This window comes from Acidovorax sp. KPB24-03 (genome assembly GCF_057546605.1).
Genome location: NZ_BAAJYR010000342.1, coordinates 1 through 3,798, shown reverse-complemented (window position 1 = coordinate 3,798; position 3,798 = coordinate 1). Strand labels below are relative to the sequence as shown.

At 64.0% G+C, this 3,798-nt stretch carries 3 protein-coding genes and 1 pseudogene; 2 read left to right on the top strand and 2 right to left on the bottom strand.

The features are described from left to right. Nucleotides 1–69: 69 nt before the first annotated feature. On the bottom strand, nt 70–1,311 hold the full coding sequence (locus AC27KI_RS20460; RefSeq protein ID WP_487115543.1) for an SfnB family sulfur acquisition oxidoreductase: 1,242 nt from the start codon (nt 1,309–1,311) through the stop codon (nt 70–72). A gap of 368 nt (nt 1,312–1,679) precedes the next feature. Between AC27KI_RS20460 and AC27KI_RS20455 the strand changes: the two genes are divergently transcribed. Together AC27KI_RS20455 and AC27KI_RS20450 are read left to right on the top strand one after the other, a co-directional pair. Further along, nucleotides 1,680–2,822 (top strand): ImmA/IrrE family metallo-endopeptidase, encoded by a 1,143-nt coding sequence (locus AC27KI_RS20455; protein WP_487089876.1) that lies wholly within the window; start codon nt 1,680–1,682, stop codon nt 2,820–2,822. Next, on the top strand, nt 2,819–3,319 hold the full coding sequence (locus tag AC27KI_RS20450) for a DUF4411 family protein (protein WP_487089875.1): 501 nt from the start codon (nt 2,819–2,821) through the stop codon (nt 3,317–3,319). Before AC27KI_RS20455 ends, AC27KI_RS20450 begins: the two co-directional genes overlap by 4 nt. 224 nt (nt 3,320–3,543) lie before the next feature. Here AC27KI_RS20450 and AC27KI_RS20445 read toward each other — a convergent pair. Then, nucleotides 3,544–3,798: pseudogene (locus tag AC27KI_RS20445) on the bottom strand (ABC transporter ATP-binding protein); the annotation flags it as partial.

Sequence of the window (3,798 nt, the reverse complement as noted above, 5' to 3'; positions counted from 1 at the left end):
GTGGGCGCGGCGGGCGTGGGCGCGGCTGCGAGCGGTTCAATGGATTGCAACAAGGCCATGGGTTCGCTCTCAGTTCCAGGAATGCCGCGCGGGCAGGGCGCCGTTCAGGCGGTGGTTGCCGATCAGGTGCAGCTTCCAGCGCACGGGGTCGTGCAGCGTGTGCACGCGGGCGTTGCGCCAGTGGCGGCCCAGGTTGGGCGCGGCGCGCGTGGCGGCCGAGCCGGCCAGTTCGAACAGCTTTTCGCTCGCCTCCAGCGCGATGCGGGTGGTCAGCACCTTGGCCTCGGCCACGGCCACCGAGGCGCGGGCGCTGTCCTCCGCGGTGAGGTTGGCCTGCGCGGCCAGGGCGTCGAACAACTCGCCGGTCTCGCGCAGCACTTCGCGCGCGGCATGCAGGTCGATCTGCAGGCGCCCCACGTCGGCGATCACGTAGGGGTCGTCGTGCGCGTGCTGCACGCCCGAATCCACCCAGGGCCGGGCGCGCTCGCGCACGAAGCGCTGCGCATCGGCCACGGCCGCTTCGGCAATGCCCTGGTCGATGGCCGCCTGCAACAACTGCGACGAGGGGCCGTAGAGGCCCGGCCGGTCGGCCAACTGCCACAGGGGCAGCACATCGTCGGCAGCGACCGGCACGCCGTCGAACACCACGGTGCCGCTGGCGGTGGTGCGCTGGCCGAAGGCGTCCCAGTCGTCCACCACGGCCACGCCCGGCGCATCGCGCGGCACCCAGGCCTGCACGGCGCGGCCCGCGTCGTCGGTGGCCCGCACGGGAATGCGGTGCGCAAACAGCGCGCCCGTGGAATAAAAGCGCTTGCCCGTCAGGCGCAGGCCGTGCGGCGTGGCGCGCAGCCGGGTGCCGCTTTGCAAAATGGTGGCCGCGCCGTCCACCTTGCGCTCGGGCCCGGCATTGCCCAGCCGCCGGCCGGCCAGCACCTCGCCGTAGAAGCGCTGCTTCTGCGCCTCGGTGCCGATCTCGCGCAGCACGCCCAGCACGCCGAAATGGTTCTGCGGAATCTGCCCGATGGACGGGTCGGCCGCGTTCAGGATCACGAACACCTCGGCCAGCGTCGCGTAAGACACCTGTGGCCCGCCGTAGGCGCGCGGTACGGTGATGGCGCCCAGCCCGCTGGCGGACCAGCGCGTGAGTTCATCCCAGGGCAGGCGGCGTTCGCGGTCGCGCTCGGAGGCGCCGGGTGCGAATTCAGCCGCCAGTTGGTGCGCAACGGCGATGGCTTGCGCATCGGTGGCGATCCGCGCCACGTCGGTGGGAGTCTCGGACAGGTGTGGTTGCAGTGCCGGTCTTGCAGTCATGCCCCGATTGGAGGCCGGGACGCCGCTGCGTGGTGCGAAGGAATCGGCGCATCGATATGCGGGATTCGTTGTGGGCCGGGCGTCTAAAGAGTTTGCCGTGGATGACCGGAATTCGCCCTGTATTCGCCCTAACTGCAGCGCGCCCTCTTGTTGCTCGATGTTCCGGCTCTAGTTTCGGGCTGAGTCCTCGGCCATACCATGGGCGGTCCAAAGGCGTATCTCTGCTCGGAATGTCCAACTTACGAAAGCGTAAGCGTTCTCTTCAGCGATGAAAAGCTTCACGAGTTATCGACATGCTCAGCACTACTCTTGGCGACTTTTGAATTTCCCCGAACCGTCAGATGTCTCCGTTTCCATAAAATCACTAAATGGCCCACGCTTACGCTCTGATCAATCCTGCGATGCTTCGCTGGGCGCGTGGCCGTGTCGGGCTGGACGTGAACGAGGCGGCTCTCGCTACCGGCGTGAAGCCCGAGCAATTCCAGCGATGGGAGGAGGGAGCCGCTCAACCGACCTTCAAGCAAGCGCAGCGTGTTGCAAGCACGCTGCATGCACCGTTCGGCTATCTCTTCTTGCCCGAAGCACCTGCTGATGAGCTCGCGCTGCCCGATCTGCGCACCGTGGGTGGAGCGCCTGCGGGCAGGCCCAGCATAAACCTCAAGGAAACGGTCCAGCATGCCATGCAGCGGCAGGCTTGGTTTGCTGAATACCTTCAGGAGCAAGGCGCCGAGCCGCTGCCATTTGTAGGTCGTTTCAACACAAGCTCCAACGTGATGCGTATTGCCCAGGACATCCGTGATGTGCTCGGCGTGGACGTCGAGCAAGGGCAGCGCAACTGGGAAACGTACTACCGCGATTTGATCGAAGCATCGGAGCGTGCAGGGGTGCTGGTGATGCGCAGTGGCATTGTCGGTAATAACACCCATCGGAAGCTGGACGTCGGGGAGTTTCGAGGTTTTGCCATCAGCCATTCTTTGGCTCCCATCGTTTTCATCAACTCTTCCGATGCGCCGTCGGCCCGACTGTTTACGCTGTTGCATGAGCTTGCCCACATCTGGATCGGCAGCAGCGGTATTTCCAATGCGGCGCCTAGCAACACGCGTCGGGAAGAGGTTGTATGCAACAGCGTCGCGGGCGAGTTCCTAGCGCCATCGGATGTCTTCGGCGAATTGTGGACTGCGTCTACTCAAAGCTTGGCTCTTCGCGTGGCCAAACTTGCGCAGCAATTCCACGTCAGCCGGTTCGTCATCATCCGCCGCGCCTTGGACATGGGCCTCGTTGATCAGGCAACATACTTGACTTTCTACCGGGCTGAGCTCGATGCCTTTCGCGCTGCAGAGGGCGGCGGGGGTAGCTTTTATCGGAATGCCGCGACCAAGAACAGCGCTCGCTTCGCCAGAGCGGTGATCGCCGAAGCATTCAGCGGCCGCTTGCTGCTGCGAGATGCTGGCAAACTGCTGGGCGTCCAGCCATCGAAGATCCGTGACTTCGCAGGAAACCTCGGCGCATGACGTATTTCCTTGACGCCAACACACTGATCGAAGCGAAGAACCGCTACTACCGTATGACGGTCTGCCCCGCCTACTGGAGTTGGGTGCAACGCAGCCATGGTGCCGGCGTGGTGTCGAGCATCGAACCCGTCGGCGCCGAACTTAGGCGAGGCAACGATGAACTTGCGGAATGGGCAAAGAACCAAGCGCGGCTTTTCCGGCCCGTCACTGATGAGGCCACGCAGCAGGCCTTTGCGCAAGTCGCTGCGCATGTGGCCTCCCAGGCTTCCGAGATGAAGACCGGGGCACTTGAAGAGTTCTTGGATGGCGCGGATCCCTGGCTTATCGCCAAAGCGATGACCACGCAGGATGCCGTCATCGTCACTCACGAACAGTTCAACCTGCAGTTGCGACGCAAGTACAGCATCCCGAACGTGTGCCAGCATTTCGGCGTGGCTTGGATCGACACCTTTGAACTGCTCAGCCGAACGGACGCCAGATTCGTCCTCGCGGACTGAACGGGGTCACATAAGGGTCTGTTCCTGTCCTTCTGGTCCTGATCTGGCCAGGAGCTTGGTCGCAATCCGCCAGGCCAGCCGCACACAAAGGTGATCCAAGTGGTTGCCAGTGCCACGGCATCTTTCAATCATCCTCGGCCGATTCTGCACACGAACTGAAGACGACCAGTTAGGGCAGCTTCCAGCCTTCAAAGACAGACCGATGACGTGGCCACGCGCGCGGCTCACGCTGCGAGCACCTGCGCGCCCTGTCCAAAGTAAAAGTGCCGGATATCGTCCCGCTCGCGCAGCGCATCCGCCGGCCCCGACAGCACAGCCCGCCCCGCATCCAGCACCGTAGCCCGATCCGCATACTGCAGCGCCACCGCAGAGTTCTGCTCGGCCACCAGCAGCGTCAAACCTTCCTCGCGGTTCAGGCGTTTCAACTGCGCAAAGATCTCCTGCACCACACGCGGTGCCAGGCCCATCGAGGGCTCGTC

What these genes read in the sequence shown, in the direction of transcription:
- AC27KI_RS20455 (WP_487089876.1), top strand. Translation starts at nt 1,680, where the DNA reads ATGGCCCACGCTTACGCTCTGATCAATCCTGCGATGCTTCGCTGGGCG.
- AC27KI_RS20460 (WP_487115543.1), bottom strand. Translation starts at nt 1,311, where the DNA reads ATGACTGCAAGACCGGCACTGCAACCACACCTGTCCGAGACTCCCACC.
- AC27KI_RS20450 (WP_487089875.1), top strand. Translation starts at nt 2,819, where the DNA reads ATGACGTATTTCCTTGACGCCAACACACTGATCGAAGCGAAGAACCGC.